This is a genomic window from Nitrococcus sp., from assembly GCF_059432795.1.
This window is the reverse complement of sequence record NZ_JBXWZQ010000116.1, coordinates 1-25,064: the sequence shown is the minus strand read 5'-3', so window position 1 is coordinate 25,064 and position 25,064 is coordinate 1. Positions and strand designations below refer to the sequence as shown.

Annotated in this window: 25 protein-coding genes; 11 read left to right on the top strand and 14 right to left on the bottom strand. The window is 63.0% G+C overall.

From position 1 onward, the window contains the following. Positions 1-71: 71 nt before the first annotated feature. Entirely contained in the window at positions 72-1,373 is a 1,302-nt protein-coding gene (locus AC52Q4_RS08900; RefSeq protein WP_495536439.1) for an RNA polymerase sigma factor, read from the top strand. Between the two features lie 300 nt (positions 1,374-1,673). On the opposite strand, the gene AC52Q4_RS08895 is transcribed toward AC52Q4_RS08900, so the two are convergent. Continuing rightward, entirely contained in the window at positions 1,674-1,859 is a 186-nt protein-coding gene (locus AC52Q4_RS08895; protein ID WP_495536438.1) for a hypothetical protein, read from the bottom strand. On the opposite strand from AC52Q4_RS08895, the gene AC52Q4_RS08890 reads away from it, so the two are divergent. The 5 genes from AC52Q4_RS08890 (at position 1,858) to ilvD (ending at position 9,134) form a co-directional block, all read left to right on the top strand. Continuing rightward, positions 1,858-3,837: a PhoX family protein gene (locus tag AC52Q4_RS08890; protein WP_495536437.1), complete on the top strand. Its 1,980-nt coding sequence runs from the start codon at positions 1,858-1,860 to the stop codon at positions 3,835-3,837. The two genes, AC52Q4_RS08895 and AC52Q4_RS08890, sit on opposite strands and share 2 nt — an antisense overlap. A 182-nt stretch (positions 3,838-4,019) precedes the next feature. Further along, positions 4,020-5,174, top strand: a complete 1,155-nt coding sequence (gene metX, locus AC52Q4_RS08885) for a homoserine O-succinyltransferase MetX (RefSeq protein ID WP_495536436.1) — start codon at positions 4,020-4,022, stop codon at positions 5,172-5,174. Next, the gene (gene metW, locus AC52Q4_RS08880) at positions 5,171-5,773 is read left to right on the top strand and encodes a methionine biosynthesis protein MetW (protein WP_495536435.1); all 603 of its coding nucleotides are present in this window, start codon (positions 5,171-5,173) and stop codon (positions 5,771-5,773) included. The genes metX and metW overlap by 4 nt, the downstream gene beginning before the upstream one ends. A gap of 107 nt (positions 5,774-5,880) precedes the next feature. Continuing rightward, complete coding sequence (locus tag AC52Q4_RS08875; RefSeq protein WP_495536434.1) at positions 5,881-6,804, top strand: histone deacetylase family protein; 924 nt, start codon at positions 5,881-5,883, stop codon at positions 6,802-6,804. Between the two features lie 638 nt (positions 6,805-7,442). Then, complete coding sequence (gene ilvD, locus AC52Q4_RS08870) at positions 7,443-9,134, top strand: dihydroxy-acid dehydratase (RefSeq protein WP_495536433.1); 1,692 nt, start codon at positions 7,443-7,445, stop codon at positions 9,132-9,134. Positions 9,135-9,223: 89 nt separating this feature from the next. Here the strand turns inward: ilvD and AC52Q4_RS08865 are convergent, their stop codons facing one another. Next, entirely contained in the window at positions 9,224-9,814 is a 591-nt protein-coding gene (locus AC52Q4_RS08865; RefSeq protein ID WP_495536432.1) for an SCO family protein, read from the bottom strand. 7 nt (positions 9,815-9,821) lie between these two features. Further along, positions 9,822-10,730 (bottom strand): cytochrome c oxidase assembly protein, encoded by a 909-nt coding sequence (locus AC52Q4_RS08860; RefSeq protein ID WP_495536431.1) that lies wholly within the window; start codon positions 10,728-10,730, stop codon positions 9,822-9,824. Positions 10,731-11,092: 362 nt separating this feature from the next. Between AC52Q4_RS08860 and hmpA the strand changes: the two genes are divergently transcribed. Then, positions 11,093-12,265, top strand: coding sequence for an NO-inducible flavohemoprotein (gene hmpA / locus AC52Q4_RS08855; protein WP_495536430.1), 1,173 nt, complete (start codon positions 11,093-11,095; stop codon positions 12,263-12,265). 179 nt (positions 12,266-12,444) lie between these two features. Here the strand turns inward: hmpA and AC52Q4_RS08850 are convergent, their stop codons facing one another. The 7 genes from AC52Q4_RS08850 to AC52Q4_RS08820 all read right to left on the bottom strand — a co-directional run bounded on the left by AC52Q4_RS08850 (position 12,445) and on the right by AC52Q4_RS08820 (position 20,090). Beyond that, positions 12,445-12,660: a hypothetical protein gene (locus AC52Q4_RS08850; RefSeq protein WP_495536429.1), complete on the bottom strand. Its 216-nt coding sequence runs from the start codon at positions 12,658-12,660 to the stop codon at positions 12,445-12,447. Further along, positions 12,611-12,997: a DUF1264 domain-containing protein gene (locus tag AC52Q4_RS08845; protein WP_495536428.1), complete on the bottom strand. Its 387-nt coding sequence runs from the start codon at positions 12,995-12,997 to the stop codon at positions 12,611-12,613. The genes AC52Q4_RS08850 and AC52Q4_RS08845 overlap by 50 nt, the downstream gene beginning before the upstream one ends. Positions 12,998-13,046: 49 nt before the next feature. Next, positions 13,047-13,181, bottom strand: coding sequence for a hypothetical protein (locus tag AC52Q4_RS08840; protein WP_495536427.1), 135 nt, complete (start codon positions 13,179-13,181; stop codon positions 13,047-13,049). A gap of 54 nt (positions 13,182-13,235) precedes the next feature. After that, the gene (locus AC52Q4_RS08835; RefSeq protein WP_495536426.1) at positions 13,236-13,607 is read right to left on the bottom strand and encodes a YidH family protein; all 372 of its coding nucleotides are present in this window, start codon (positions 13,605-13,607) and stop codon (positions 13,236-13,238) included. A 122-nt stretch (positions 13,608-13,729) separates the two neighbouring features. Then, on the bottom strand, positions 13,730-15,667 hold the full coding sequence (locus AC52Q4_RS08830; protein WP_495536425.1) for an OPT family oligopeptide transporter: 1,938 nt from the start codon (positions 15,665-15,667) through the stop codon (positions 13,730-13,732). 12 nt (positions 15,668-15,679) lie between these two features. Next, complete coding sequence (locus AC52Q4_RS08825) at positions 15,680-16,762, bottom strand: TolB family protein (RefSeq protein ID WP_495536424.1); 1,083 nt, start codon at positions 16,760-16,762, stop codon at positions 15,680-15,682. A 19-nt stretch (positions 16,763-16,781) separates the two neighbouring features. Next, on the bottom strand, positions 16,782-20,090 hold the full coding sequence (locus tag AC52Q4_RS08820; RefSeq protein WP_495536423.1) for a M20/M25/M40 family metallo-hydrolase: 3,309 nt from the start codon (positions 20,088-20,090) through the stop codon (positions 16,782-16,784). Between the two features lie 433 nt (positions 20,091-20,523). Between AC52Q4_RS08820 and AC52Q4_RS08815 the strand changes: the two genes are divergently transcribed. Further along, positions 20,524-20,706 carry a hypothetical protein gene (locus AC52Q4_RS08815; RefSeq protein WP_495536422.1) on the top strand — a complete coding sequence of 61 codons (183 nt, stop codon included), beginning with the start codon at positions 20,524-20,526 and terminating at the stop codon, positions 20,704-20,706. Between the two features lie 180 nt (positions 20,707-20,886). Here the strand turns inward: AC52Q4_RS08815 and AC52Q4_RS08810 are convergent, their stop codons facing one another. Then, positions 20,887-21,225 (bottom strand): arsenate reductase, encoded by a 339-nt coding sequence (locus AC52Q4_RS08810; protein ID WP_495536421.1) that lies wholly within the window; start codon positions 21,223-21,225, stop codon positions 20,887-20,889. Positions 21,226-21,662: 437 nt separating this feature from the next. Between AC52Q4_RS08810 and AC52Q4_RS08805 the strand changes: the two genes are divergently transcribed. Beyond that, on the top strand, positions 21,663-22,682 hold the full coding sequence (locus AC52Q4_RS08805; protein WP_495536420.1) for a hypothetical protein: 1,020 nt from the start codon (positions 21,663-21,665) through the stop codon (positions 22,680-22,682). Here AC52Q4_RS08805 and AC52Q4_RS08800 read toward each other — a convergent pair. Then, complete coding sequence (locus tag AC52Q4_RS08800; protein WP_495536419.1) at positions 22,671-22,796, bottom strand: hypothetical protein; 126 nt, start codon at positions 22,794-22,796, stop codon at positions 22,671-22,673. The genes AC52Q4_RS08805 and AC52Q4_RS08800 overlap by 12 nt on opposite strands. Positions 22,797-23,021: 225 nt before the next feature. On the opposite strand from AC52Q4_RS08800, the gene AC52Q4_RS08795 reads away from it, so the two are divergent. Further along, complete coding sequence (locus tag AC52Q4_RS08795; RefSeq protein ID WP_495536418.1) at positions 23,022-24,044, top strand: AIR synthase family protein; 1,023 nt, start codon at positions 23,022-23,024, stop codon at positions 24,042-24,044. Positions 24,045-24,092: 48 nt separating this feature from the next. Here the strand turns inward: AC52Q4_RS08795 and AC52Q4_RS08790 are convergent, their stop codons facing one another. Further along, positions 24,093-24,380, bottom strand: a complete 288-nt coding sequence (locus AC52Q4_RS08790; protein WP_495536417.1) for a GYD domain-containing protein — start codon at positions 24,378-24,380, stop codon at positions 24,093-24,095. 258 nt (positions 24,381-24,638) lie between these two features. Beyond that, positions 24,639-24,845, bottom strand: a complete 207-nt coding sequence (locus AC52Q4_RS08785) for a hypothetical protein (RefSeq protein ID WP_495536416.1) — start codon at positions 24,843-24,845, stop codon at positions 24,639-24,641. On the opposite strand from AC52Q4_RS08785, the gene AC52Q4_RS08780 reads away from it, so the two are divergent. Next, positions 24,826-24,999, top strand: a complete 174-nt coding sequence (locus AC52Q4_RS08780; RefSeq protein WP_495536415.1) for a hypothetical protein — start codon at positions 24,826-24,828, stop codon at positions 24,997-24,999. The genes AC52Q4_RS08785 and AC52Q4_RS08780 overlap by 20 nt on opposite strands. Positions 25,000-25,064: the final 65 nt, after the last annotated feature.

Genomic DNA, 25,064 nt, shown 5'->3' with positions numbered 1-25,064 from the left:
GCCATAATTTCCGTGAGGCCCGGACCGCCCCGGAAAGCGCCGTACCGCACGGGAGCGTCCGTGGGCAGGCCGTGAAAGACCGACGGGTCGCGGCGGTCGTCGAGGCGATCTGGCACATCGAGTCGGCCAGGGTCGTGGCTGCTGTCGCGCGTTTGACCCGGGACCTGGGGCAAGCCGAGGATTTCGCCCAGGATGCCCTGGTCACCGCGCTGGAGAGTTGGCCGGACGCCGGCATCCCTGACAATCCCGGCGCCTGGCTGACGACCACGGCCAAACGCCGCGCGCTCGATCACTTGCGCCACCGCTCGATGGCCGACCCCAAGCATACCGAGCTGGCCCGGGAGCTGGCTATCCGCTGCACCCTGGCCGAGCAGGCGCTCACCGAGCAGCTCGATGCCGCGCTCGACGATGACATCGGCGACGATGTCCTGCGGCTGATCTTCACGGCATGCCATCCGGTATTGTCGTCGCAGGGGCGCGCGGCGCTGACGCTGAAGATCGTCGGCGGCTTGCGCACTGAAGCGATCGCCCGGGCCTACCTCAAGCCCGAAGCGACGATCGCGCAGCGCATCGTGCGCGCCAAGCGAACACTAGCCGAGGCGCACGTGCCCTACGAGGTGCCACGAGGCACGGAGCTCGCACCGCGACTCGCATCGGTCCTTGAAGTCATTTACCTGATTTTCAACGAAGGCTATGCCGCCACCGCCGGTGACGACTGGGTACGTCCCGAACTCTGCGATGAGGCGCTGCGACTGGGCCGAATATTGGCCGGGCTGCTGCCTGAAGAACCTGAAGTTCATGGCCTCGCGGCACTCATGGAGATCCAGGCTTCGCGCCTGCACGCCCGCGTCGATGCCCAGGGTGAGCCCGTGCTGTTGCTCGACCAGGACCGTGGCCGCTGGGATCGGCTGCTGATCCGTCGCGGCCTGGCCGCGCTCCGGCGGGCCGAGCGGCTGCCCGGCGCACTCGGACCCTATGCCCTGCAGGCCGCGATCGCCGCCTGCCACGCCCGCGCCGCCACGGCCGATGCCACCGATTGGGCGCGCATCGCGGCGCTCTACGACGCGCTCGCGGCAATCGCGCCATCGCCGGTCGTCGCGCTCAACCGCGCCGTCGCGGTCGGCATGGCCTTCGGACCCGCCGCCGGGTTGGAACTGGTCGATGGCTTGCGGGAGGAACCCGCTCTGGCGCGCTACCACCTGCTGCCAAGCGTACGCGGCGACCTGCTGACCAAGCTCGAACGGCTACCGGAGGCGCGCGCGGAGTTCGAACGCGCCGCCGCGCTCACCCGTAACGCCCGCGAGCGCAGGTTGCTGCTGGCACGCGCGGCCAGGTGCGCAACACGCCAAAGCCCATCCGATGACACGCCCTGACGGCTGCTATTGAGAGGATTTTTCCCAGCGCTTGCGCCAGACTCGCCCGGGTCGGTCGGGCCACAGTCCGCCCGTTCCGATAAGGCGTTGGCGGTGCGGGCGCAGCGTCCCCGGCTACGCGCTTTTCGACGTGACTGACCGAAAAACCCAATGGGAAGCGCAGAAACGCGATATTGGTCCGTCACGCGTTATCCGCAACACACCGTGACGTCGGTTATGATGGCAAAGCGCAACGCGGACCCGCCCGATCGGAGGCGGGCATCCGTTCGGGAAAGCCCATCGACAGCGATCGATACTGCCTCATTTACGGGCACAATCCGGTGCCGGCCGCGTATCCGCAAGCGGGGTGAATTTCGTGAGGCGGCGCGTCTCCGCGAAGGCTGCAACCTTCACGCCATCTGCCTGCCATATCGGTGTCATGATTGCGGTCGATAATGGGATGGGCAGATCGATGACGCCCGCCATTCGGTCCGGATCACTAGCCATGAAGAACTCACTCAATAAGCCCCAACGACGCGACAAGAGGCTCGAGTGCTCGGAGGACGTACCGAGCAACCCGAGCGAGCGCCCGACTTTCGGTGATCTCGTCAACCGGCGCATGGGCCGCCGGGAATTCCTCATGGGCACACTGGCGGTTTCAGCGGCCGCCGGCGCGCTGAAGATAAGCCCGGCGCTGTGCGCGCGTGCACGCGCTGGCGAGCCGGATACCGCGGCGGCGCGCTTCGGCTTTTCGGAGCTCGAGGCAAGTGTCGATGCGACTCACCACGTCGCCGACGGATATGACGCCGATGTCCTCATCCGCTGGGGCGATCCAGTGGTGCCCGGCGCGCCGGCTTTCGATCCGATGCGACAATCCGCCGACGCCCAGGAAAGGCAATTCGGCTACAACAACGACTACATCGGCTACCTCGTACTGCCGCTCGGTAGCGCCAACGCCCGCCATGGATTGCTCTGCATCAATCATGAGTACACCAACGCTGAGCTCATGTTCCCAAGCTACGCGCGAGATACGGCAGAGACGGTCGAGATCGAGATGGCCGCCCATGGGGCGAGCATCGTGGAGGTGCGCCGTGGCGCGGATGGGAAATGGCGCTGCGTGTCCACCAGCCGCTTCAATCGTCGGATCTCGTCGCGGCGCACCGCCATCGGGCTATCCGGCCCCGCCGCCGGCCACGCCCGCCTCAGGACCACCGCAGATCCCGGCGCCCGGCAGGTAAAGGGGACATTGCACAACTGTGGCGGCGGCATTACCCCTTGGGGCACCTATCTCCTTGCCGAGGAGAATTTCCACTACTATTTTGGCGGGCGCCTACCGGAGGAACACCCCGAGCAGCGCAATCACAGCCGCTACGCCGTGCCCGGCGGCGCGTATGGGTGGCATCGCTACCACCAACGCTTCGATGTCGGCCACGAACCCAATGAGCCCAACCGCTTCGGCTGGATCGTGGAGGTGGATCACTACGATCCGCGCGCCACGCCGGTCAAACGCACGGCACTGGGGCGCTTCAAGCATGAGGGCGCCGCAACGGTGCTCAATGCGGATAATCGGGTCGTCGTCTACATGGGCGATGATCAGTGCTTCGAGTACGTCTACAAGTTCGTCAGCCGCGAGCGTTTCGATCCGCACAACCGCGCGGCCAACCGCAATCTGCTCGACAGCGGCACGCTCTTCGTCGCGAAGCTCAGCGACGACGGGACGTTCGTGTGGTTGCCCCTGGTATTCGGGACGGAGGCTTTGACTCCCGGCAACGGCTTTCACAGCCAGGCCGACGTGGTCATCGAGGCGCGCCGTGCCGCCGACCTATTGAGCGCCACGCCAATGGACAGACCTGAGGATGTCGAGGCCAATCCGAAAACCGGCACGGTCTACGTCATGCTCACCAACAATGCACTGCGTGAGCCGGACGATACCAATAGCATGAATCCCCGCGGGCCCAACCTCTCTGGACACATCGTCGAGCTTATTCCGGAGAACGGCGATCACGGGAGCACTCGCGGCAGATGGGATTTATTGGTGGCCTGCGGGGATCCGACCCAGCCGCACAGCGGCGCGCGATGGCATCCGAAAATCAGCGCTGATGGCTGGTTCGCCGGCCCGGACAACTGCGCGGTCGACGCGCGCGGTCGCCTCTGGGTGGCCACCGACGGCAACAGTGCCATGGCGACCGGGCGCAGCGACGGCATCTGGGCGATCGAGACCGACGGGGAACGGCGGGGGTTGCCGCGGCATTTCTTCCGCGGGCCCGTGGGCGCGGAGCTCTGTGGCCCGGCATTCAGCCCGGATGATGAAACGTTGTTTCTGGCCGTTCAGCACCCGGCCGAGGCCGGTGAAGAGTGGCCGGCGTTCGCTCGCAAGTCCACGTTCGAGGACCCCTCCACCCGCTGGCCCGACTTCCGTCCGGACATGCCGCCACGCCCCGCGGTCGTGGTGGTGACCAAAAAGGGCGGAGGCAAAATCGGTTAATCGTTACTGTTACCTATGGCGGATTAGCGCTCTCGGCGTTTTCTTCGCACGCCGTGCTCGGAAGCGAATGGCCAACCGCCGCATCGCAGAGAGCGCGCACGAGGCTCGCGTTTGCGTCATCCCGGCGCTCTGTTATCATTTCTCGTTTTCCTCCCTATCCTTCACTCATGGCAGCGGAGACGATGCCGGAATCGATTCCGCCAGATTCGGTCGGTTTGATCGAGCCGAAACGCGCCCGCTTCGATACGGCGTTGGCGCTGGAGTGCGGGCGTAGCCTACCGGGCTATGAGCTCGTCTACGAGGCCTATGGAACACCGAATGCGGATCGCAGTAACGCGATACTGATCTGCCATGCGCTGTCCGGAACGCACCACGCTGCCGGTTACCATAGCCCAACGGACCGCAAGCCCGGCTGGTGGGAGGTTTGTATCGGTCCGGGAAAGCCGATCGACACCAATCGATTCTTCGTTGTCTGCTGTAATAATCTGGGCGGTTGTCACGGCTCCACAGGCCCGACCAGCATCAATCCGGAAACCGGGGAACCATACGGTGCGGACTTCCCCATCGTCACGGTGCAGGATTGGGTCCACAGTCAGGCGCGGCTGGCCGACCACCTGGGGATCGAGGCTTGGGCGGCGGTGGCCGGTGGCAGTCTCGGCGCCATGCAGGCATTGCAGTGGGCCATCGAGTATCCGCAGCGGCTGCGCCATGCGGTGCTGATTGCTGCCGCACCGCGCTTGTCCGCGCAAAACATCGCTTTCAACGAAGTGGCCCGGCAGGCCATCCGCTGTGACCCGGACTTCCATGGCGGGCGTTATCAGAGCCAACAGGCCGTACCCCGCCGGGGACTGATGCTGGCACGAATGCTCGGCCACATCACCTACCTCTCGGATGAGTCGATGCGGGCGAAGTTCGGTCGTGAATTGCGCCGCGGCAAAGATGATTTCGATTTCCACTACGGCGTCGAGTTCGAGGTCGAGAGTTACCTGCGCTACCAGGGCGAGTCATTCGTCAATCGCTTCGACGCCAACACCTACCTGCTGATGACGAAGGCGTTGGACTATTTCGATCCCACTGCGGCCTGCGGCGGTGATTTGGCCAAGGCGCTGGCCGGCGTCACCGCGCACTTCCTCGTCGTTGCCTTCACGAGCGATTGGCGCTTCTCGCCGGCGCGTTCACGCGAGATCGTTCGCGCCTTGCTGGACGGCAACAAAGAGGTCAGTTATGCCGAGATCCAAGCCGATCACGGGCACGACGCGTTCCTGATGCCGGTGGCTCAGTACATCGACGTTTTCCGCACTTACATGAACAAGGTGGCTGCGGAGCTTGGGGTGTGAGCGGGCTTCGGGCCGACCTGCAAGTCGTCGCGAACTGGATCAAGCCCCACTCCCGGGTGCTCGACCTCGGCTGCGGCGACGGCAGGTTGCTGCGCCACCTCCAGGACGGGCGCTCGGTCACTGGCTATGGATTGGAGATTGATGCCGAAAAAATCGTCCGCTGCATCAGCAACGGCGTGAACGTCATTCAGACCGACCTCGATCAGGGCCTGTCGGACTTCGATGCCGAGTCGTTTGACTACGTGGTGATGACCCAGACGCTGCAGGCGGTGCGCCGCCCCGATCTGCTGCTTGACGAGATACTGCGGGTCGGTCGCATAGGCATCGTTACCTTTCCCAATTTCGCCTTTTGGCGACTGCGCTATTACCTGGCCGTGCGAGGCCGAATGCCGATGAGCGGAGCCCTTTCCTATACCTGGTACGAGACGCCGAACATCCACTTGTGCTCGATCAGAGACTTCGAGGAGCTCTGTCAGCAAAAGGGCATTCGCATACTGGAACGCGCCGTCCTGTCACACGATCTGCGCCGCCCAATCATCGCGGGCGCGTTACCGAACCTACTCGCGGAGATCGCAATCTACCGCTTTTGCCGCGGCTGAGGGTTCACGGCGCGTCCGAGGGCCGCCGCGGCGACGACAAGAAACCCGGTTTTCCAGCGAACGGCTCGGGGCAATCGCGATCCGCCCCGGCAGGAGCGAAAGACGCCATGACCACCTGGCTCATCACCCATCCCGCTTGTCTGCAGCACGACACCGGCTACGGTCACCCCGAATGCGCCGAGCGGCTACGGGCGATCGCGGCGGCGCTCGACACGCCCGATTTTTCCGCGCTGGTCCGGCAGGAAGCCGAAAAGGCCACGACCGAAGAGATTGCGCGAGTCCATACCCCGCGCTACGTGGAACTCATACTCTCCATGATTCCCAACTCGGGGTGGCGCTCCCTCGATCCCGACACCATGATCAGTCCCGGTTCCGGTGAAGCGGCGCTACGGGCGGCCGGAGCAGTGAGGCAAGCCGTGGATGCGGTGATGGGTGGCCAAGCCAGGCGAGTGTTTTGCGCCGTGCGCCCACCCGGCCACCATGCCGAGCCGGCGCGGGCGATGGGATTTTGCCTTTTCAACAGCGTCGCCGTCGGCGCGATGCATGCGCGCGCGATTCACTCGGCCCGCAATATCGCCGTCGTCGACTTCGATCTTCACCACGGCAACGGCACTCAGGCCATGCTCGCCGGACGCGAGGGCTTTCTCTACGCCTCGACTCACCAGCATCCGCTGTTTCCCAACACCGGGTTCCGGGAAGAGAATCGTCCCGGCAACCTATTAAACATTCCTCTGCCCCCAGGAGCGGGCTCCGAGACGTTCCGCAAGCACTTCCGCGAAGAGGTGCTAACCGCGCTGGCAGCGTTTCGTCCCGACCTGATCCTGATCTCGGCGGGCTTCGATGCCCACCAATCCGACCCGCTCGGCGAGCTCGCCTTCACGGATGAGGATTATCAGTGGGCAACCGAGGAGTTGGTCGCGCTTGCCGATGAATGCTGCAACGGACGCATCGTTTCCACCCTGGAGGGCGGCTATAACCTGCAGGCACTGGCACGCTGTGTCGCTCGCCATGTCGGCGCGTTGATGCAATGATTTGTGTTCCGGTTAACTTGACAAAACGAGTTATGCACAGTCCCCTCGACGTGGCGAGTCAGGTCGGTGCTCACCCTCCCTCGCGCGCCAGAGGTAAAAACAAGATATTGTTTCATAAGGTATTTTTCAGATTGATGAAACTTTGGCCGAACTAACGGGAAGCCTTTCAGAGTGCCGCTTAGGCCGGTGTTCCCCCAGTACGTCCACAAGGTTATCCACAGATTCTGTGGATACTCTCGATTTCCGAAGCAGCTAAGCAAGTTAGCTAAAAATTTTAGAAAAGCACGAGAGACATTCGGGCTGCCTCGACGTACTCGACATAATTTGAAGTCGGGCGGTTACTGCACCGGCGCGACTGCTGCGCGGGTGAAAAAACCAGTAACATATGACAGCTCAGCCGTGGGTCGAGTGGCTCGCGATACCGGTCAGCCCGCAGCAATCGGGCATGCCGGGTCGGCGGGCACGAAAAAACGAGCGTCGTAGGAATCTCGCCTGCCGTGATGGCTCGAAGGCGGGCCGAGCGCACTTCCTCCCCGCTCCGCCGTGCGGCTCTCGCGCAACATGACGCAACCATGGCTTGATAAGGTTATCGCTTGCGCCTTTGCTCCCGATCGATCAGCCGAGATACTCAAGGAGACGTGATGGCCGACAATCGCCGCAGCCGCGTGATCACCCAAGGCGTCGCCCGCACACCCAACCGGGCCATGCTTCGCGCCGTCGGCTTCGACGACGCCGATTTCGACAAACCCATCGTCGGCGTGGGCAACGCGCACAGCACCATTACACCCTGCAACGTGGGTATCGGCCGATTGGCGGGCGAAGCCGAGCAGGCGCTGCGCGCCGCCGGCGCCATGCCGGTCACCTTCGGCACCATCACCGTCGCCGACGGCATATCCATGGGCACGGAAGGGATGAAATACTCGCTGGTCTCGCGGGAGGTCATCGCCGATGCCATCGAAACGGTGGGCAACGGCCAGTGCCTCGACGGCATGCTCGCCACCGGCGGCTGCGACAAGAACATGCCCGGGGCCATGATCGCCATCGCGCGCATGAACATCCCGGCGATCTTCGTCTACGGCGGCACCATCAAGCCGGGCCACTACAAGGGACAGGAACTGACCATCGTCAGCGCTTTCGAGGCGGTTGGTCAGTACTCGGCGGGCAAGCTCTCGGCCGAGGAGCTGCAGGGCGTGGAGCGTAACGCCTGCCCCGGGGCCGGTTCCTGCGGAGGCATGTACACCGCCAACACCATGTCCAGCGCTTTCGAGGCGTTGGGCATGAGCCTGATGGGCTCCTCCACCCTGTGCGCGGAAGATCCGCGGAAAGCACAGAGCGCGCGCCGCTCGGGCGAGGTCCTGCTCGAGGCGATTCGCGCGCAGCGCCTGCCACGCCACATCATGACCCGCCAAGCGTTCGAAAACGCATTCGCGGTGGTCATGGCGCTGGGAGGCTCGACCAACGCCGTGTTGCATCTGCTGGCGATTGCCAATGCCGCGGAGGTCGACTTCAGCATCGACGATGTCGAAACGATCCGGCGTCAAGTGCCCGTTTTGTGCGAGCTCAAGCCCTCCGGACGCTTCGTGACCAGCCAGTTTCATGAGGTCGGCGGCACGCCGCAGGTCATGAAGATCCTGTTAGCCAACGGCTTGCTGCATGGCAGCTGCCTGACGATTTCCGGAGACTCCATTGCGGAGCTGCTGGCCGACATACCCACGGAACCGCCGGCGGACCAGGAGATCATCCGGCCTTTCGATAAGCCGCTGTACCCGCAAGGCCATCTGGCCATTCTGCGCGGCAATCTGGCCGAGGAAGGGGCTGTCGCCAAGGTGACCGGCATCAAGCAGCGCCGGATCACGGGGCCGGCGCGCGTTTTCGACTCCGAGGAGAGCGCGCTGGAGGCCATCCTGGCAGAGCGAATCGTGGCGGGCGATATCGTCGTAATCCGATACGAGGGCCCCAAGGGCGGACCCGGTATGCGAGAAATGCTGGCGCCGACCTCGGCGATCATCGGCAAGGGGCTGGGCGATGCCGTGGGCCTCATCACTGACGGGCGTTTTTCGGGCGGCACCTACGGCATGGTGGTCGGCCATGTCGCCCCCGAAGCGGCGGTAGGCGGCACGATCGCCTTGGTGGAGGATGGGGATGAGATCACAATCGACGCCGATCACAACCGACTGACGCTCAACATCTCCGAGACGGAACTGGGGGCGCGTCGAAGCGCATGGCGCTCGCCCCCTCCGCGTTACCGGCGTGGCGTGCTCGCGAAGTATGCCAGGCTGGTATCCTCGGCGAGCATCGGCGCGGTCACGGACAAGGATCTCTTCGACTGACCGCCACCTGCGGCTCTTTTTGTGATGCGGCTGCACCGGGTTTGCCGGCCTGTGCAGTGGCCGACCGCGGGATCGCGAGCGGCGTCGGGTCAGGCTTCTTCGGCGTGCAATCGTTTGAGGTCCGTCGCGATGGCATCCACGCCATCGCCGCTGCGCACCATGAGGCGTGCCTCTCCCGCCCGGTCGAAAATGAAAACCGCGCTGCTATGGGAGACCTCATAGTCGCCGCTGTCATCCGGCTTACCGTAACCGTAGGTAATGCGATAGCGTTTGGTCAGCTCGCTCAGCTCCTCGTCATCGCCCCGCAAGCCGACGAACTGCGGACCGAACGAGGCCGTATAAGTTCGCAAACGCTCAATCCCATCGCGTTTGGGATCGACGCTTACGAACAGCACTCGGACATCGCGAGCCTCCGCAAGGCGCGCAATGGCGGCATTGAGCTTGGCCAGCGTAGTCGGGCAGACGTCCGGGCAATGGGTATAGCCGAAGTAGACCAGCGTGATATAGCCCCGGAAGTCCGTTGCCTGAACCTCCGTGCCGCTGTCCTGCGTCAGAGTAAAATGCAGCGGTGGCATCAGCCCGGCAATGTCTTTGGTCTGCCAGTCGCCATCCTCCCAGCAGCCGACGAGCAGCAGACAAAGACAGAGACTCAAGAGGATATGACGACGCTCATGAATCATGATGGATTCAAATAGGGTTTTGATCTGCGATAAGGGGACGGCTCGCCGAGAACTCGGTCACGGGTGCACTCTTGGCGGCCGCGCGGGTCCGGTTCTCGCGAAACATGTAGCCGAGCAGAATGAGCCCGGCCACGACGCTCATCATGGCGGAGGGGATCCAAGTGATCAGCCCGCCCAACTGTTGATCAAGCATCGGAGTAACCGGCCAAGCCCGGCCACACACGGCGTAGACATCGAAAAGGTCCTTTTCACTCAGCGCGATGTAGGCACCGAGAACGCTTTGCGGCGGCATGATCAGCGCCAGGATCAGGATGCGACGGCCATAACTCAGGTGCGGTGTCAGCCCCTGCGGCGAGCGATTGAGGATCAGCCACCAAAACAGCAAGCCATCGACCGCCATGCTCCAGTTCATCAGAGCGTAGCGCTTTGCGCTCAGCATGGCATCGAAATGTATCGCGGGCATCAACCAGAAGAAAATCAGACCCACGAACAGCAACGTGGCGATTACAGGTTGCTGCACGATACGGTAGACTGCCCGCACCGGGAGCAGCATCGGGCGTAAAAACCCCGCGTGGCGTGCGGTCTGCCGTCGCAGGACATCCGGCACGCCGCGGCCAAGCACCAACGCCGGGGCGGATAACGCGATCAGGAACGGTCCCCAGTGATGCAGCACCAGGTGCTGAAGCCGGTGAATGAAGAACATGTGCTGCGAGAGGTAATCGTACCGGGTCTGCGTGACGAAATACATCAGCGCGACGCCGAGCAAAAACGCGAGCGGCTTCCAGAATCCCTCACGCTGACCGTTGCGGGCCCCTCGAACCAGCCCAGCGGTATAAAGCCCGATGGCAAGGGCACACAACAGCTGGATCGCGAGGGAGGGCTCCCAAGGGCGGAGAAACTCGGCTACTGAGGACATCGCGCTAATACCGATTCGGGGTATCGCCCGCAAAAATGCCGCCGGCTGGCGGCCGCTCCAATCACCGTCGTGACCATATCATAGACTTGGCGATTCGCCTAGCAGAGCCGCCAATGATTAACTTTTTTCCATAAAATCATAATCCTGGGCAATAATTTCTAACTTCTCCCAGTGAGTTCCGTGGGCGCTTCAGCCGTTTCCAGACGATGCCGCGCACCGCTTTGCATTTAAAGAGATATATTATATATTTCTTTTATGGTGCGCTCGGCTGAAACTTCGTCGGCGATGCGCACAGCAGCGCCGGTATGGGCAACTCACTGACATCCACGACATCCACCAAGTCGTCAAAGGGGGGTTTAGGCATGCCGCTGAGCGAGCAACAAAGGCAACTGATCAAAGCGTCCATACCGGCGTTGGCCGAGCATGGACAGGCCGTGACAAGCCATTTCTATCACATCCTGTTTCGCGACCACCCCCAGGTGCGCGCCCTGTTCAATCAGACCCATCAAAGCGACGGCGCGCAGCAACGCGCGCTCGCCGATGCAATTCTGGCCTACGCACGCCACATCGAGCGGCCCGAGGAACTCAACGGGACGATCGATCTGATCGTCAACAAGCATGCCTCCTTGAATATTCTTCCCGAACACTACCCCATCGTCGGCAGCTGCTTGCTGCAGGCGCTGGCCGAGGTCCTCGGCGATGCGCTCACGCCGGAACTGGCTGAAAGCTGGGAAGCCGCATACTGGCAACTCGCCAATCTGCTCATCGAACGCGAGGAAGCCGTCTATCGCACTCGCGAGGAGCAACCCGGCGGCTGGCGGGGCCTGCGGACGTTCCGGGTCGTGCGCAAGCAACCGGAAAGCGCGGTCATCACCTCCTTTTATCTCGAGCCCGTGGACGGCGAAGCGATCATGGACTTTACCGCCGGCCAATACATCGGCGTGGATGTTACCGTCGACGGCGAGCCGATGCGGCGCAATTATTCACTCTCCGACGCGCCCAATGGCCAGTACTACCGGATCTCGGTGAAGCGCGAGCAGGACGGCCGGGTTTCGGGTCATCTGCATGACCGGGTCGCCGTCGGTGACACGCTCGATATCTACGCGCCGAGCGGCAATTTCACGCTGCGCGAGGGGGACCACCCCGTCGTCCTGCTGACCGGCGGCGTCGGCATCACCCCCGCCATCGCCATGCTCAACGCCCTGGCTGGCTCACAGCGCCCTGTGCGCTTCGTGCATGCCGCCCTCAAGCAGAGTCATCATGCGTTTCGCGATCATGTCGATCGGCTGGCTCAGACACACGACCATATCAAACGGTGCTATCTCTACGATCAGGCGGATCGCGGCGATGAAGCCGACGTCTACGGACAGGTGAACGCGGAAGTGCTCTCGCAACATCTCATGTCCGACAGCGAGGTTTACTTCCTCGGGCCCGTGCCGTTCATGCGTGAGGTGCTGCGCTTGCTGAAGGAAATGGGTGTGCCGCAACAGCGACGTCACTTCGAGTTCTTCGGCCCCGCTCAAAACCTGGGATGACAGGCACCGAGCGGCCAACGTCCCGCATGTCTTGGCAGCGCAGAATCGCGCGGCAAGGCATGCGGGACTGCCGAGATGCTTGCCTTACGCGAAGTATTGCAAGCCCGCCGCATGCCCCTGTTTTCCCCTGGTCATAGCGAGGGTGTCTCCCTGGGAGCCTGAGGCCGTTCCTGTACCTCTCAGCGCTCGGTGACGTCGTGGACGTCTTTGACACCCGGGATGGGCGTCGTTGCAGTGAAGGCATCGGCCATTGCATCGACCCCGTGCTGCGGATGGGCAAGCTCGACGAATGCCCGCCGCTCGGTGCGCTTTTTCGCCGTATCGATATCCATGACCGCGTCGCGGTCACGCCTGAGCGCTTCGTCGCACTCGCCGTCGCGATTGAACGACCACATCAACTTCGGAGCACCAAGGGGGGAGCGCATGGCCCGGCTTCCCGTCGTGCCGTCCGCTGTGCCAGGTATGCCATGTCTTGCCGTAGCTGTTCATCAGCCGCTTGAGAAAAGCCTTCTCCGCCACGTCGGGTAAACCGGGCGCCACGAGCTGGCCGGACAGTATCTCGTAGTTATGCGGGTGCCAGAAGGGCTTTTCGTCCTCCGGCAGGCTGCTAAACAGTTTTTCCGAGACGATATACTCTATGCCGATGAGGTTGCTATTCTTTGTGTTGCCGTCGAACAGCACACACTGCAGCAGATCGTCGTTGACCACTTGGCAAAAGTGATGAGCCTCCATTTGCGACGCTGGCTCTCCTTTCGGACAGTGAAAGCCGACGACGTAGACGTCAAAGTTCTTTTAATGGCGTAGCTGTCTGCAGCAGATCCGCACCCTGCTCCAAGGCGGCAAGCCACACCCCCTTGCCCTCACCGGCCGCACGAACGGGGCTGTGCCGGTCCTTGATCGTCGGATTCTTGCTCATGGCGTCGCTCCTAGGCCGAAAATGCACCTCATTAGACAATACGAACGCTCATTTTTAGCCATACGTGGACGTCATTACCTCAGGCACGATCAGTAGCGCGAGCGCGGCGAGCACCGCAATGATTAACACTATCGAGGCTATCACCGGACCGCGGCCTCGGCTCCCGGTAAGATAACGGCCGGATTCGATCTCGCGGTTGACCCGGCGATAGCGACGCGTGCCATAAATAAGGCCGGCCGCACCGACAAAAATGAGAACGCCGCCGGCGGCAACGGAAAACAGCGTCGTACCGTTGGCGAACTTTGCGATGGCCACACCGAGGATCATGACGTTTGCGGCAGTGCGCAGCCATGCGAGGTAAGTCCGCTCATTCGCCAGATGGTCGCGCGTGCGGCTCCTGCCGCCGTCATCGGCCGAATCCGTCATGCCGTTCCAGCCCCTATCCGAGCTTTATCTGCGAAGCGCCCGCAAGCACAGTTCAAGATAGCCGGCATGTCCAAGCCTGAACTCAGGGCACCTTCGTAATAGATAAATCCAAGAACTTTTCTTCAATCCGCCTCGTCATTACCCGCGCCACCTATTACAACTCGCGCCAGCCCCGCCAAGATCAGGGCAAGCACGATCAATCCCAGCCAACCGCCCTGGCGAAACGCCTGCGGCAGCGCAACAACGGTGGCGTCGTGAGCGACGACGATCGGCACAGCGAGGATGATGCCGAGCAGCGCTTCGCCGGTGATGAGCCCGGCGGCGAACAGCATGCCGAGACGCAACCCCTTTGCAACGCGCTCGGCCCGATAGCGTTTCTCGCCATAGCGACGAGCAAAATCCGCGATCAGGCCACCGAGAAAAATCGCTGTCGAGAGTTCCAACGGCAGGTAGATGCCGACAGCGACGGCAAGCACTGGTGCACGCCAACTCGAGTTGCGGTGCTTGAGCCACTGATCGAAAAAGATGACAGCCATGCCGAGAACGGCGCCGATACCGACCATCGCCCATGGCAAGCCGGCGCCGAATACGCCCGTTGCCACGGCAGCCATCAAGGTTGCCTGCGGCGCCGGCAGCGCTTGCGGATACGCGGGTGTCGCCGCACCGAAGCCGTAGGCCTGCAGCAGCAAATTCAAAATTGGTGCCATGACCAACACCGCCGAAATGACGCCGATGCCCTGCATCAGCTGAAGCTTCCAGGCGGTGGCGCCAATCAGATGGCCGGCTTTCAGATCCTGCAGGTTATCGCCCGCGATCGCCGCGGCCGAGCAAACCACCGCGCCGATCAGGATTGCCGCGGCCGGGCCGAGTGCCGACTGCGCGCCCATCAGCCACAGCAACATCAGTGCGGCGAACAGGATCGTCGCGATGGTGATACCGGAGATCGGGTTGTTCGACGAACCGACGATGCCGGCCATGTAGCCGCCGACGCTGGAGAACAAGAACGCCGCAAGGACCATGATGCCGGTCATCGGCAGGCTGACGGCAAGCGCTCCGGTAATCTTCTGGAACAAAACGAATACCGGCACCACGAAGGCCGTGGTTCCGACGAGCACCCATTTCATCGGTACGTCTTTCTCGGTTTCCGGCCGGTTGGCGAGCGCTTGCCACTCGTCGCGATATTGGCTGAGACCGCTCCTGATGCCGGCAAAAAGCGAGGCGCGCAGCGAAATCAATGCCCAGATACCGCCGAGCAGCATGGCGCCGACCCCGAGATAGCGAACCTGGGTCGACCAGATTTCATGGGCGAGGTCGACCGCGGCCGGGTGCCTTGCCGCCATCGTCGCGAGATGCGAATCTGTGCCGAGAAAATACGCGCTGAACAGCGGAATGGCGACGAACCATGAGAGTGCGCCACCGAGGAATACCAGTACCGCGATATTCAGCCCGACGATGTAACCCACGCCAATCAGCGCCGGGGAAATGTGAAAGCCGACGTAGCCCACCGCACGGCGGCCCAGATACGCGCCGGCGGCCGCAACACCGGGGAAGAGCTGCAAACCGGTCGTGGCGAATTTGACCATTGCACCGAGCAGCGCGGCGGTTGTGAGCGTCTTCAGGCCTTCCTTCGGCTTGTCGCCCACCTTCAGCACTTCCGCGGTCGCCGCGCCTTCAGGGAACGCCAATTCCTGATCGACGATCAACGTGCGCCGCAGCGGAATCGTGAACAGCACGCCAAGCAGCCCACCAATACCGGCGACCCCGACGACCCACCAGTAAGGAAAGTCGTGCCAGTGGTGCATCAGGATCAGCGCCGGCAGCGTAAAGATCACGCCTGCGGCAAGCGACTCTCCAGCGGATGCGCCCGTCTGTACGATGTTGTTCTCCAAGATATTGGAGTGGCGAAACAAACGCAGGATGCCCATTGAGACGACAGCGGCCGGGATGGACGCGGAGACGGTCATGCCGGCGAACAATCCGAGATAGGCGTTGGCGGCCGCCATCACCATCGCCAGCAGCACGCCGAGGATCACGGCTTTGGGGGTAAGCTGGGGCGACACGCGCAGCGCTGCTTACCGCGACTTCCAATCCGCTATGAACACATTGGTCTCACCGGGGACCTCGCCATTGCGATTCGAGGCGAATACCAGCTTCTTGCCGTCATGCGAAAACATCGGGAAGCCATCGAAGCCCGGATAGTAGGTAAGCCGCTCGATGTCGCGCGTATCCACATCCATCAGGTAGAGGTCGAAATTACGGCCTTGCGGATCGCGCATGTTGGACGAGAAGACGATGTGCTTGCCGTCCGGATGCCAATACGGCGCGAAATTGGCCGCGCCGTTGTCCGTGAGCTGAATCGGCTTGCGCTCGTGCAGCTTCATGACGTAAATCTCCAGCTTGCCCGGCCGGACCAAGCCCTGCTGAAGCAAATCCCGGTAATCCTCGAGCGCCTTGCCTTGGGGGCGCGAGGCGCGCCAGACCAGCCATTGCCCGTCCCGGGAGAAAAAGGCCCCGCCATCGTAGCCGGGCTGGTCGGTGAGTTGCTCGACGCCGCTGCCGTCGGGATTCATCATGAAGAGTTCCAGATCACCGGTGCGCACCGAGGTGAATACGATCTTCTCCCCCGAGGGGGAATAGACGCCTTCCGCGTCGTAGCCCGGCGTGTCGGTCAAGCGGACCGGATCCCCTCCCTCGGGGCCGGCACGGAAAATGTCGTAGCTCGGATACAAGGGCCATACATAACCCTGCGAGCGATCCGGCTCGGCCGGACACTGCTTGCCCGCGAGATGCGTGGAAGCGTAGATGATGGCCTCGCCGTCCGGCGCGATGAACGAGCACGTCGTCGCGCCGTTACCGGATGAGACCATGCGCACGTCGCGACCTTGGGTATCCATGCGATAAATGGCGTCGCAGGCGCGGCCATCGCGGGTCGACTGGAAAATGAGCTCGGTGCCGTCGAAGGAAAAATAAGCCTCGGCATTCTGACCGCCGAAGGTGAGCTGACGGATGTCCTCGAAACGGCTCTCACCCGAATAGCGCAGTGTCTGCCCGGATGGCGTATCCCGGTCCGTGGCTTGCCCGGCAACGGCCACGCCTGCGGCTGTCCCGAGTACTGCGGCCAGCAGCCGTAACGCCAGGCCGTTGATCGTCCGCATTCCCCCACCTCCTCTTTTATCAGCGTTCCACCACTCGGGCCGTGACCGTTCGCGAGCTGTCATCGCGCAACACCTCAATGACCAGTGAGCTGCCCGGTTCAAGGGTGTCCAGGACACGGGCGAAATCCGCCAGGGATTCGATAGCCGTGTCGTTGAGCCGGATAATGATGTCGCCGGCGCGCAGCCCCGCCGCTTCGGCCGGTGTATCGGGCGTAATGCCCGACAATCGCACGCCTTGCCCTGTCCATGCAAAATCCGGCACGGTGCCCAATTGCACGCGCCTGCCATGGCCGGAGCGCGGCGAGTGCGTGGCGGATATCCCGCCGGCATGCAGCGACTCGCCGCGGTCGGCGAGATACGCGAGCACTTCTTTCAGCACGGCGGCGATGCGGGGCAAACCGGTCGAATCGATCTTGTCGACGGTATCCGTGGGACGATGATAGTCCTCATGCGCTCCGGTGAAGAGCTGCACCGCAGGGATACCGGCCCGCAGAAAAGGGCCTTGATCGCTCGAATCGATGGCGTGCGGAACGGTCTTGATGGCGACCCCCGTCACGAAACCCGCGCCTTGGAAGATCGGCGACCACTCCCTGGCCGAGCCGGTGGCGAGCACGATGAGCTCGCCGCCGTCGAGCCTGCCGACCGTATCCAGATTGATCATCGCCATGGGGCGGCTCTCGGGGCTCCCGGAGAGTTCGTCGACGTAGTGAGTCGAACCGAGCTGGCCGGCTTCCTCGCCGGTAAACGCCACGAATTCGACGTCGCGCGCGGGATGCCATGAAGCCCCCAGGACGCGGGCAAGCTCCAGCATCACTGCAATGCCGCTGGCATTGTCATCGGCACCGGGGTGCACCTTGCCCTCGTCGCCCTGATGGACATCCGGCCAACCCCGCCCCAAATGATCATAATGCGCCCCCACGATCACCTTCGGGCGCTCCGGGTGGCTACCTGGCAGGCGAGCCACAACGTTGCGCAGGGTCACGCTGTCCCCGAGCCCAGCCACCCGGCGTGTCCAGCGGCGGTAATAGCTTTCGTTCTGCCCGGCCGGTTCGAGCCCGGCGTCCTGCAATTGTTCGGCGATGTAGCGCGCCGCCCGATCGAGGGCCGGCGTGCCCAATCCCCGCCCGGCCATGCTCGGATCGGCGAGATACCTTATGTCGCGCATCATGCGTTGTGGCTCGAACGGAGAAGGCAGCCTCGTGAGCGGCTCGCGCGGCGCCAGCTTGGCAGTGCTGGCGCCGCGTGCCTTATCGAGCGCAACCGAGAGGGGCGAGTCCACGACCGGCCAACGGCCCTTGACCATATTCTCGGGCTCCGAGCCCGTGAAGCCCAAATAGCTGTACCGCCCATAGTGAGGCAGCTTACGGGCCAACCCCGGCATGGCCGCGACATCCTCGGTCGCCAGCCACGCCAAGGCATGAGTGGGATGCTGGGCGCGACGGGCGACGGCCACCACCGAATGCCGGTCCCGCTCCAGCTCGGTGCCCGCGATCTTCGCACGCTCGCTATCCGCGCTGAAAGGTGCCTGTTCGAGTGCTCGATCCAGCACTGGGCGGAAGTGGTTCTCCCATCCGAACAGCCATACCGAGCGATCCGTGGGAAGCTCATCCAGTGCCGCGTCCGTGGTCACCTCCAGCGGCTCCTTACGTCCGCGCTGCCAAGTGCGGGTGAGTGCCGCATACCCCTCCTGCAACGCCTGGGGGGCGTCGTCAGGCAGCACGACCAGCACCCGCTCGGCGCCGAAGGCGCGGCTGAGCGCCGGCGGAACTTCCCCGGGATGGAGCCGGCGAAAGAGATCGAATTGAGAGTCGACGTCCAGGCGTAGGGGGCGAGCCGGCAAGCGAAACGTGAACCGGTGGGTTTTCTCAGCCATGGGGAGACGGGTTTGAAACGCCTCGTCGCGGCCTTCCAGGTGCACGGCAAGCGGTACGTCGAGCCGAAAAACCGGCCCGGGCTGGGTCTGTTCGATCGTCCCAGTCAGCCGGTAACCGTCGTCCGCCGCCGTTACCCGAACATCACGGACCCGCAGCGAGGGAGCGCCCGGTCGCCTCACCCATTGCTCGAAGAACGAGCCTAACGGCTGACCGCTCACTTTGGTGAACGTGGCGGCCCAGTCATCGAAGCCAGCACGCTGAAAGCGGTGCTCGCGATAAAATTCCCGCAGCCCCTTGATGAAGGTCGCATCACCGAGCCGCTCGCGCAGCATATGAAAGAGCATCATGGACTTGCCGTAGCCGACGGCCTCGGAACGGCCCCCGTGGCGGCTGCGGAACTCGGCCAACGGGAAGTCGCCGCCGTCGCGCACGTAATCGGTGTACTTCTGCAACGTCTCCCGCCGGTAGGCGACGCTCTCGCCGCGCTGCGCCTTGAGCAGATGATCGGCCAGGTAGCTCGTCAACCCTTCGGACCAGTTTCCCGAGGACGGATCGACATAAACCCCGTTGCCCCACCAGTTATGCAAGATTTCGTGCGGGTAGGAGGAATGCACGATGAAGGGAAAGCGAATGACGCGGGGCCCGAGCAGGGTAAAGGAGGGCATGCCATAGCCGGTCTCCCAGAAGTTCTCCACCAATGCGAACTTCTGATAGGGATAGGCACCGATCAGCCTGCGGTACATCTCGATATACCGCGCGGTGGCATCGAGGTACTTGCCGGCAAGCGCGGCGTCCGGCTGCCGCAAGAAGACATTCGCCGTCACCTCGCCGGCCCGCTCGCGGTATTCCGTATACTCACCCGCGATCAGATAGATTTCCTCCTGGGGGTGATCGATCGACCAGGCCTCCGCGCGATGCTCGCCGGCGGCCGAAGACCGCGTACGCGCCCCCTGGCTGACCGAGCGCCAGCCCGGCGGCAACCGTACCTCGAGCGAGAAGGTGACGAGCTCACTATCCACCTGCGGGTACCAGGCGCTCGCGCCGCCCAAGAAGACCCCATCCGGGGCGATCACGCCGGGCGAGCCGCGAAAGCTGCGTGCATATTCGCCGCTCTCCGCAGCGATCGGATGGAAGATCTTACCGCCGTAGGACAAAGTGAAGCGTCGCACCGGCTCCTCGGCCTCCAATGCATAGGTCTGGCTGATACCCGTCCGCCGAAGCCGGCGTAGCTGCATCCCCGATTCCTGAACGTGCGGATCTAGGCCGGCATGCAGGTGAAACGTCACCCCGGACGAACGCTGCGCGGGTAAGCTGACCGTATCCGTGGCCTCGAGGCGATGGCTATCCGGGTCCAGCGTGATTCGCAACTCGTGATGGATTCGCGCGGCCGCCGACTCGGCAAGCAGCCAAACCAGGGCGACGATCAACGATTTTGGCCCGAGCAGGGATTTCATGAGGTTGTCGTTCTTTGAGCGATTAATGAATCCTATACGAAACCGCGATCAACGGCAGGCAGGGCGGCGGGGCGATTCATGTTTGAAGCGGCTTTTCCACGCGCGGTCCTTGCCACGACCGCCGCGCCCCGCTCTCGCCACAAACGCTGTCGTGCAAACACCAACCAAGCCATAGAGTGGAGTTGTTTATTTCCAGCCAGGCAACGCCTCTCAACACTTCAACCGAACCCGTTCAACGACTGAGCCTGCGCAGAATTTGCCTATTTTTCTGCCGATTGCGCGACCCTAACGGTGGCCCCTGGAATTTGGCCCATTATTTGCTTTGTACAATAGTGAGCGCGATGTTCAGACGGGACGGTCAAGCACCGGAACATGTCTCTCATGCGTTCTCGTGACCAATCTTATTCGCAATCGAAAACCCGGGAGCACTATCATGCGCAGAATCGTAATCCGCGACCTTCACCAGGACACGACTCTCGATCGGAAAGCCAGGACGGCGATTGCCGGCGGCGCTCGCGGCGTCGTCGGTACCCTCGACGGTGGACCCACCCGTGTTATCATAACGGAATGGCAACTGTTCACTTTGGGTATGCAAGGCAAGGTGACCTATAAATAGACGCCCTGAGGCGTTGCAGCGACCGCCTCGGCGTTGAGTCGGGGCGGGCGTTGCACCGGCCTTTTCGACCAACCTCCTCCTGAGTCCGGCAACGAAACACAAGCTCAACTCCAGCCTTAGTCAGCGGCATGGACGCAGCGCTCGACCCTACTGCGCACCCGCATTCGGGAGGGCGTCTTTTCAGAGCAGGCTTTGGTACTGCGCCTCGTGAAAACCGACCAGTAGGCGACTGCCCACCTCGAGCACAGGGCGTTTGATGAGCTCGGGGTGACGCGTCATGAGGGCGATCACGCCCCCGGCATCGCTCGCCTTGTCGGCTTGCGGCAGCCGGCGCCAAGCGGTGCTGCGCCGATTAAGCAAGACTTCCCAGCCGACTTGATCGGCCCAAGCACGCACCCTCGCCTCCGCCAGACCATCGACACGCAGGTCGTGGAAGCGGTACCCGGCGCCGCGGCTATCCAGCAACCGGCGCGCCTTACGGCAAGTGTCACAGCTCTTGAGACCGTAGAGAATCAGCATGCACCGCGTGGTCGCCCCCTCCACTTCACTCTTTTCTTCAAAAAACGTATATGCCGTGAGGCTATGTCACCGGCTGCCGCTCCGAGTGGATTGGGCGTGTAGCGAGAAGATCCGCTACCCACGTCGCTTCGGCGCGGGACAGCACACACAATCGACTGGTCCTTGCCCCTCCGCCCTCGTCCCCGAAAATTGAACCGCCCCGGGATTCCCGGAGGCTCCAAACCTTGAGAGTATGGAGTCGATCCTGAAAAACGCCTAACGCGTTGATGGGCTGGTGCTATTGGGGTTTTCCCGCGTTCTGGAATTGCCGGATTTTGGTAACCTGGGAGCAGTTTCCTTGCAATTGTGGACGGTGTAAATGGGACACCTGCAGTCGTATCTTCTATGTCGTATCTTCTATATGTTGATGGCCGCCCCTCGAAGACAGTCCCAAACCTGTGAATTTTGACATCGGGCTCGACGCCAAGATCGCCTTCCTGAGCCAGCCCCGCAATTACTGCAGACCCGACTGCCCAACCGGCGTGGAGGTCATCCAGACCCATATGTCCTGGGTCTTCATGACCGACCGGGAGGTCTATAAGCTGAAGAAGCCGGTGCGGTTCAGCTTTCTCGATTTCAGTACCCTGGAGGCCCGGCATCGGAACTGCCTGGAGGAAATGCGGCTAAACCAGCGGCTGTCGCCCGATGTCTATCTGGGCATCCAGGCACTGCGGCTAAACAGCGAGGGACAGCTGCAGCTCGATGGCAGCGGTATCCCGGTTGAATGGCTGGTGCGGATGCGACGCCTACCGGTGGAGCGGATGCTGGACCATGCCATCCACGACGGGACGGTCGAAGCGGCGGACGTGGTCCGCTTCACTCAGGTGCTCGCCGGCTTCTACCGTCAGGCCGAACCGGTGCCGATGGACTTGGCGGCATACCGCAGTCGCTCTCGGCAGGACATCGAGGCTAATCGACGGGAACTCGCCGCCGTGGGGTCACGCCTGCCCCAGGAACAAGTGCGGCGCGTCATCGCCGCCCAGCTCAAGCTACTGGACGGCGCGCCGGAGGTGCTGGAGGCGCGCACCCGGCAGCGGCGCATCATCGAGGCCCACGGGGACCTGCGCCCCGAACACATCTGCCTGACGCCGGAACCCGCGTTCATCGACTGCCTGGAGTTCAACCGCGCCTTCCGTCTGCTCGATCCGGTCGATGAGCTCGCCTTTCTTGCCATGGAATGCGAATTCGCCGGCGCCCACTTCATCGGCCCGATCGTCTTCGATACCTATAAAGCGATCACCGGTGATACGCCCACGAAACGGCTGGTCGCCTTCTACAAGTCCTGCCGCGCCGCCCTCAGGGCCCAGCTGGCCATCTGGCACCTGAAGGATCACGGCGACTCGGAACATCCGCGCTGGATCAGCCGCGCCCAGGGATATCTGGATCTAGCCGAGCAATACAGCCGGTTATTGGGTTAGCAGCTCCACCAGCGACTCGCCGCGATGCACCCGCCGGATCGCCCGCGCGAACAGGGAGGCAGCGCCGAGCCGGATCAGCTTGTCGCGCACCGCCGCGGGCAAGGCGCGTTTCATGGTTCGCTCTTCGGATGGAGTGGATGCCCTGGCATATGACCTGAAGCGCTTAGGAGGCGAGGCGTAGCGCGGCACGAGAGCAGGACGCATCACGGCGGCGTCGCTCACGTGTGCCCTCAGCGGTTGCGCTGCACCTTGACCACACAGGCCGATACCGCAACCTCCTTCATAGGACTCAACGTCCATTCGGAATCAATGGCTTGATTAGCAGGAGATGGCTGAGCGATGAGCAAAGATCGCTTCCCCGTCGGAAAGCTGCCGGCGCCGGTGCTGGCAGATCTGCTCGCCCGTCTCCCGCAGGAGGATCCCAGCGTCGTGATGGGACCCGGTGTCGGCCTGGACTGCGCCGTGGTGGACACCGGCACGGGCCTCCTGGTTTGCAAATCCGATCCGATCACCTTCGTCAGCGATTCTCTCGGCGAGTATCTGGTGCAGGTGAATGCCAATGACCTGGCCACCACCGGAGCCACACCCCGCTGGCTGCTGGTCACCCTGCTGTTGCCGCAGGCACAGGCGGATCGTGAACTGGTGGACTCCATCATGGGGCAGATCGACCAGGCCTGCCGTGGGATCGGAGCCACGCTGATTGGCGGGCATACGGAAATCACCCACGGACTCGACCGTCCGATTGCGATGGCTTGCCTGCTGGGTCAGGTTGGCCGGGACAAGCTGGTCACCCCCAGAGGAGCGCGCCCCGGTGATCGTGTGCTGATCACCAAGGGTGTTCCCATAGAGGGCACGGCGATCATCGCCAGCGAGCTTGCCGGGCGGCTCCAAGGAGTGATCGACCCGGCAGATCTGGCGAGCGCAAAAGCATTCCTGTGGAAGCCGGGAATCAGCGTCGTGCGGGATGCCCGCGTGGCGCTCGCGGCCGGGCGTGTGACGGCCATGCACGATCCGACTGAAGGAGGTGTGCTGGCAGCACTCTGGGAGTTGGCACAGGCCTGCGGCCACACCCTGCGGGTGGACCCCGATGCGATTCCCGTTCCCGAGGTCTCGGCACGGCTTTGCATCGCGCTTGGCATTGATCCGCTGGCGACGATGGCCTCCGGGGCACTCCTGATCACGGCAGCGCCCGAGGACAGCAAAGCCATCCGTTCGGCGCTCGAGGCAGAGTCCATCCCGTGTGCGGACATCGGTGAGGTCTGCCTCGGAACGCCGCGGCTGGAACGGTCCGATGCAAGCGCAATTGAGGCGCTTGTGGTGCCCCAGCGGGATGAAATCGCCCGCCTGTTCGAGGACGGTTAGGCTGCGGGCAGCCCCGTGTGGCCTTGCCCATGCCACCTCGGCCATTGCCTATAAAGCGTCCAGGAACTCCTTCCACGGGGTGGCGAGGAGCGTCTCCGTCGTTGCCCGTCCGTAGGCGCGTATGATCATGGCCGCCTTTTCGGCCTCCTTGGGGTCGCTGGCCTCGATCACGTCCACCACATCATAGCGACCCAGGGTCGCGTAGCTCTCCTTCCACGTGATGCCCGGGCACTGCTCCTTGATCTTCTGCGACACCGTATGGGCGATGTTCGGAAACTCCGACGGGTCGGAGAAGGAATCCGGTGCAATGTGGCTGAGGATTACATAGGTCGCCATGGGGTCACCTCCTGCATGCTCTGCTGAGCTCTCTCGCCGGGCTCCGGCCGGATGCCCGGGACCAGGTCTTACCAGACGCCGCAGCATCGGGTGCCGTTTGGATGCGCGGCTCAAGCACCACAGCCGATAAGATGTTGACAAGATTCACTGGTCCGCCGTTCACCGATCCGACTTCTCAACCCGCCGGGCGTGTAGCGATAAGTCGGAATCTCCGGCAGCCACTGCTGAAAGTCGGGCTGTGCGTACGGCGGCAGTGCTTCATGATTGCCCACGACCAACCAGGGCGCCGTCCCGCGTCAGACACTCACGGATGCGGCCCAGTATGCGCTGCTGCAGACTCCGATCGAAGTAGGTGAACGCGAGGTAGCGGCACAGCACCAGCTGGAATGGTCCCGCCGGCGCTTCATGGCGGATATCGCCCAGGCGCAGCTCGGGTGGCGGGCAGGTGCTGCGTTCCTCGCTCACCCTGGCGCTGCTGAGCGGGAGACCTCTGCAGATTCATAATATTCGCCGCATCGCCGGCGGCCGGGGTTACAACCCCAGCACCTGGCTGCGGTGCCGGGAGCCAGCACTTGTCAAGCAAAGCTCCGCTCTTGTGCTTCAGTGGTTCCATGCCTAAATGAGATAGGGAGCCTGCACAGTCAGAGCCCAAGCCGGAGGAACGCCTCCTGACAGAGGAAATCC

Bases quoted from the DNA above. Each gene is read 5' to 3' on its own strand.
- AC52Q4_RS08840 (WP_495536427.1), bottom strand. From the start codon at position 13,181: ATGAGCAAGAATCCGACGATCAAGGACCGGCACAGCCCCGTTCGTGCG.
- AC52Q4_RS08865 (WP_495536432.1), bottom strand. From the start codon at position 9,814: ATGATTCATGAGCGTCGTCATATCCTCTTGAGTCTCTGTCTTTGTCTG.
- AC52Q4_RS08790 (WP_495536417.1), bottom strand. From the start codon at position 24,380: ATGGCGACCTATGTAATCCTCAGCCACATTGCACCGGATTCCTTCTCC.
- AC52Q4_RS08800 (WP_495536419.1), bottom strand. From the start codon at position 22,796: ATGAAACGCGCCTTGCCCGCGGCGGTGCGCGACAAGCTGATCCGGCTC.
- AC52Q4_RS08810 (WP_495536421.1), bottom strand. From the start codon at position 21,225: ATGCTGATTCTCTACGGTCTCAAGAGCTGTGACACTTGCCGTAAGGCG.
- AC52Q4_RS08815 (WP_495536422.1), top strand. From the start codon at position 20,524: ATGCGCAGAATCGTAATCCGCGACCTTCACCAGGACACGACTCTCGAT.
- AC52Q4_RS08820 (WP_495536423.1), bottom strand. From the start codon at position 20,090: ATGAAATCCCTGCTCGGGCCAAAATCGTTGATCGTCGCCCTGGTTTGG.
- AC52Q4_RS08835 (WP_495536426.1), bottom strand. From the start codon at position 13,607: ATGACGGATTCGGCCGATGACGGCGGCAGGAGCCGCACGCGCGACCAT.
- hmpA (WP_495536430.1), top strand. From the start codon at position 11,093: ATGCCGCTGAGCGAGCAACAAAGGCAACTGATCAAAGCGTCCATACCG.
- AC52Q4_RS08850 (WP_495536429.1), bottom strand. From the start codon at position 12,660: ATGTGGTCGTTCAATCGCGACGGCGAGTGCGACGAAGCGCTCAGGCGT.
- AC52Q4_RS08860 (WP_495536431.1), bottom strand. From the start codon at position 10,730: ATGTCCTCAGTAGCCGAGTTTCTCCGCCCTTGGGAGCCCTCCCTCGCG.
- AC52Q4_RS08875 (WP_495536434.1), top strand. From the start codon at position 5,881: ATGACCACCTGGCTCATCACCCATCCCGCTTGTCTGCAGCACGACACC.
- AC52Q4_RS08825 (WP_495536424.1), bottom strand. From the start codon at position 16,762: ATGCGGACGATCAACGGCCTGGCGTTACGGCTGCTGGCCGCAGTACTC.
- metX (WP_495536436.1), top strand. From the start codon at position 4,020: ATGCCGGAATCGATTCCGCCAGATTCGGTCGGTTTGATCGAGCCGAAA.
- AC52Q4_RS08895 (WP_495536438.1), bottom strand. From the start codon at position 1,859: ATGGCTAGTGATCCGGACCGAATGGCGGGCGTCATCGATCTGCCCATC.
- AC52Q4_RS08845 (WP_495536428.1), bottom strand. From the start codon at position 12,997: ATGGAGGCTCATCACTTTTGCCAAGTGGTCAACGACGATCTGCTGCAG.
- AC52Q4_RS08795 (WP_495536418.1), top strand. From the start codon at position 23,022: ATGAGCAAAGATCGCTTCCCCGTCGGAAAGCTGCCGGCGCCGGTGCTG.
- AC52Q4_RS08890 (WP_495536437.1), top strand. From the start codon at position 1,858: ATGAAGAACTCACTCAATAAGCCCCAACGACGCGACAAGAGGCTCGAG.